We start from the raw sequence: 3,219 nt of genomic DNA on the forward strand, positions 1-3,219 counted from the left end.
CCCTCGTACTGGATGTACTTGGGTCTGTGCCCGGTGCGCCGAGAGTGCGTGCATGGCGTCGCGGGGCAGACGGGAATTTGACGACAGGGCCTAGAAGCACCCCGCCACCTCCTCGGCCATCACCTCGTACCCGGCGTCATTGGGATGCAGGTGATCGCCGAAGTCGTACACACCCCGTAGCCGATCCGGATCGCCCGGATCGGCCAACACCTCGTTGAGATCCACCACCGCGTCCCACTCCCCCGCCCCGAGAATCCACCCGTTCACCTCACGGCTCACCTTCGCCGCCCGCTCACCCCAGTGATCGGACCCCCCGAAGGGCAGCAGCGTCGCCCCGATCGCCCGCAGCCCCCGCCCACGCGCCTGCCGTATCAACTCCCGGTACCCGTCGATGAGTTCGTCGGCCTCCAGCACCGGCGCGGGCTTGTACGTCGGCTGTTCGTCCGTCTCGCTGAACCCGATGTCGTTGAGCCCCAGCAGCACGACGACCGCCTCGACCCCGGCCTGTTCGAGAACGTCCCGCCCGAACCGCCGGACGCCCTTCTCCCCGTACCAGGCGGAGTCGTTCAGCAGCAGGTTCCCGCCGATGCCCGCGCCCAGAACGGGCCGCCCCGTGCGCTCGGCGAGCGCGTCCGACCAGCGGCGGTTCGCGCCCGGCGTCGAGCCGAACCCGTCCACGATGGAGTCCCCGAAGAGCACGACACCGTCCGTACGGCCCGCGTCGACCTCGACGGCCGACAGGAAGTACCAGGACTCGCTCGTGTCGCCGAATCCGTCGCCGGCGAGGTCGTCGAGGCGGTCCCCTTCGCCCCGGTGGCTCGTCGCGAAGGCCTGGGCATGGAAGGTCGCGGGCCCGGTGACGGCGTCGAGGTACAGGGTGACGGTCACGGACTCCAGGGCCTCCACCACGAGTTCGGCGGGGTCGCTGGCGGCCTGTCCGCGCGCCGGGATCTCGACGCCCCCGTCCCCCTCGAAGGTGAGCCGCCGCAGCGAGCCGGGCTCGACACCGGCCCCCGCGCCCGCACGGGCCACGGTGGCCCCGGCGATCCGCAGCGGCGAGGTGCCGTACGCGTTCGACAGCCGCATACGAACCCGGCCGCCGCCCGCCCCGACGCGGACGACCTGGCGCAGGGACTGACGCCAGAAACCCTCCTGGGACCAGTTGGGGGTGAAGCCCACGGCGGGGAGCTGGGGCGATGCGGTCCAGGCGGTGGTGAACACGGCAGCTGCCTCCCTTAAAGGGACCAGAGTTCCTTTAGTAAATGCCATGACCGTAGCAGGCGGACACGCATTAAAGGAACCCTGGACCCGTTTAATCGGGTCGAGGGCAAGTTGAGTATGCGTACTCAGGCGGTCGGCGCCCTCGCCGCCGCACGATCGGAGGCATGCTGTGGTCCGACCCGGAGAACGAGCCGCCCAAGGAACTGCGCGACATGCAGGAGATGTTGCGGCGGCTCGGCCTTCTCATGGCGTTGGCCATGCTGCTCGCGATGATCGTCCTCGGCGTGATGTGATCGACGTGACGTGATGGGCGTGACGTGATGGGCGTGACGTGATGGGCGTGACGTGATGGGCGTGACGTGAGACGGGGCGACAGGGGGCGACACGCCCACGCCGATACCCTGACCGCATGACTGATCAGCCGCGCCGCCGCCTCGTGCTCGCCTCGCAGTCCCCCGCCCGGCTCGGCCTGCTGCGCCAGGCCGGACTCGACCCCGAGGTCATCGTGAGCGGCGTCGACGAGGACGCCGTCTCCGCCCCGACCCCCGCCGAACTCGCGCTCGCCCTGGCCGAGGCCAAGGCCGCCGTCGTGGCCGCCCGGACCGAGGTCCAGGGCGCCCTGGTGATCGGCTGCGACTCGGTCCTCGACCTGGACGGCGAGGCGCTGGGCAAGCCCGCGGACGCCGAGGAGGCCACCGCACGCTGGAAGGCGATGCGCGGCCGGGCCGGCACCCTCCAGACGGGGCACTGCGTCTACGACACGACGGCCAAGCGCTACGCGTCGGCGATCGCGTCCACGGTGGTCCGCTTCGGCGAGCCGACCGACGCCGAGATCGCCGAGTACGTCGCCTCGGGCGAGCCGCTCCTCGTCGCCGGGGCCTTCACGCTCGACGGCCGCTCGGCCCCGTTCATCGAGGGCATCGACGGCGACCACGGCAACGTCATCGGCATCTCCCTGCCGCTGGTGCGCCGCCTGCTGGCCGAACTGGGCGTAGGCATCACGGAGTTGTGGACCCCGCGGGAGAAGTGATCAGGACGCGCTCGGCGTCGGGGGCGCCGTGACCGGGGATCCCCCGGTACCGCCGTTCGTTCCGCCGTTCGTGTCTCCGCTGCCGTCCTCGCCGCCCGCGCCGTCGCCCGGCGCGGCGTCGGCGGGACCCTCGCCGCGGTCGAAGGCCAACAGGGTGAACACGATCAGCCCGAGCGCCACCATCATGAACACAAACGCGCCCCAGCCCACCAGACCCACCGTGAACGCGCCGAGCAGACCGTGCACCACCGCGGCACTGATCAGCAGGATGCGGCCGAAGAGGCCAGGGGCGCGGTCGCGCACCGCGACGAGCAGCGCGGCGACGCCGCACAGCGCGAAGTAGAGGCCGAAGACCAGCCCCCCGACCTTGGACGAGACGGACATCATGTCCGAGTCGAGACCCGCCAGGGACATGTCCTGGCGGTCGACGACCACGCCGAGGAACCAGTTCAGCAGCGCGATGCCGATCGCCTCCACGAAGAGCACGATCGCCGCCACCCACGCCACCGGTCTACGCGCCACCGGTCCCCACCCACTTCCGAGTGCTGTTACCCCAAGTATGTTCGAGACCTCCCGAACGCTACTAACGGGTAAACGCCGGGACAAGGGTTCGGCCACGGGCAAAGAATCGTTGGGCCATTCGTAGGGACTCCACAAAGAAACGCTGTGCGTCGCAGCACGGCCGCACAGAGACCTTGGCCACACAGGAGGGCTAGGGTTCAGCCAAGGATTCCTGCGTACCGCGGTGTGACAAGGGATCTCGCGGGTCGAGCGAGCCTCGAATCACGCTCCGTGTGGGCAAGCTCACCATTGGGGACGGGTCGAAAGGTCGTGTCGGCAGTCCCTAAACTCGGCTTGTTTCAAGGAGGGAGCCATCGTGCGCAAGGTGCTCATCGCCAACCGTGGCGAAATCGCTGTCCGCGTGGCCCGGGCGTGCCGGGATGCCGGGATCGCGAGCGTTGCCGTGT

5 protein-coding genes are annotated in these 3,219 nt (G+C 69.8%); 3 read left to right on the forward strand and 2 right to left on the reverse strand.

Annotation, left to right across the window (positions count from 1 at the left end):
• Positions 1 to 90 precede the first annotated feature (90 nt).
• Positions 91 to 1,221: an SGNH/GDSL hydrolase family protein gene (locus ACFVWD_RS57875; RefSeq protein WP_389607196.1), complete on the reverse strand. Its 1,131-nt coding sequence runs from the start codon at positions 1,219 to 1,221 to the stop codon at positions 91 to 93.
• A gap of 164 nt (positions 1,222 to 1,385) precedes the next feature.
• Here ACFVWD_RS57875 and mmpB point away from each other — a divergent pair, with 164 nt between their 5' ends.
• Both mmpB and ACFVWD_RS57885 read left to right on the forward strand, forming a co-directional pair.
• Complete coding sequence (mmpB, locus tag ACFVWD_RS57880) at positions 1,386 to 1,514, forward strand: morphogenic membrane protein MmpB (RefSeq protein ID WP_096239832.1); 129 nt, start codon at positions 1,386 to 1,388, stop codon at positions 1,512 to 1,514.
• 116 nt (positions 1,515 to 1,630) lie between these two features.
• On the forward strand, positions 1,631 to 2,251 hold the full coding sequence (locus ACFVWD_RS57885) for a Maf family protein (protein ID WP_389607198.1): 621 nt from the start codon (positions 1,631 to 1,633) through the stop codon (positions 2,249 to 2,251).
• Here ACFVWD_RS57885 and ACFVWD_RS57890 read toward each other — a convergent pair whose 3' ends face one another.
• On the reverse strand, positions 2,252 to 2,773 hold the full coding sequence (locus tag ACFVWD_RS57890) for a hypothetical protein (protein WP_389607200.1): 522 nt from the start codon (positions 2,771 to 2,773) through the stop codon (positions 2,252 to 2,254). It abuts the gene before it with no gap.
• Between the two features lie 355 nt (positions 2,774 to 3,128).
• Here ACFVWD_RS57890 and ACFVWD_RS57895 point away from each other — a divergent pair.
• On the forward strand, positions 3,129 to 3,219 hold a 91-nt coding region (locus ACFVWD_RS57895), incomplete at its 3' end, for a biotin carboxylase N-terminal domain-containing protein (protein WP_308427085.1).

The organism is Streptomyces sp. NPDC058086 (genome assembly GCF_042885015.1).
Taxonomy (GTDB): Bacteria; Actinomycetota; Actinomycetes; order Streptomycetales; family Streptomycetaceae; genus Streptomyces.

Excerpts from the sequence above, each read along its gene's own strand:
- mmpB (WP_096239832.1), top strand. The coding sequence starts at position 1,386 with ATGCTGTGGTCCGACCCGGAGAACGAGCCGCCCAAGGAACTGCGCGAC.
- ACFVWD_RS57885 (WP_389607198.1), top strand. The coding sequence starts at position 1,631 with ATGACTGATCAGCCGCGCCGCCGCCTCGTGCTCGCCTCGCAGTCCCCC.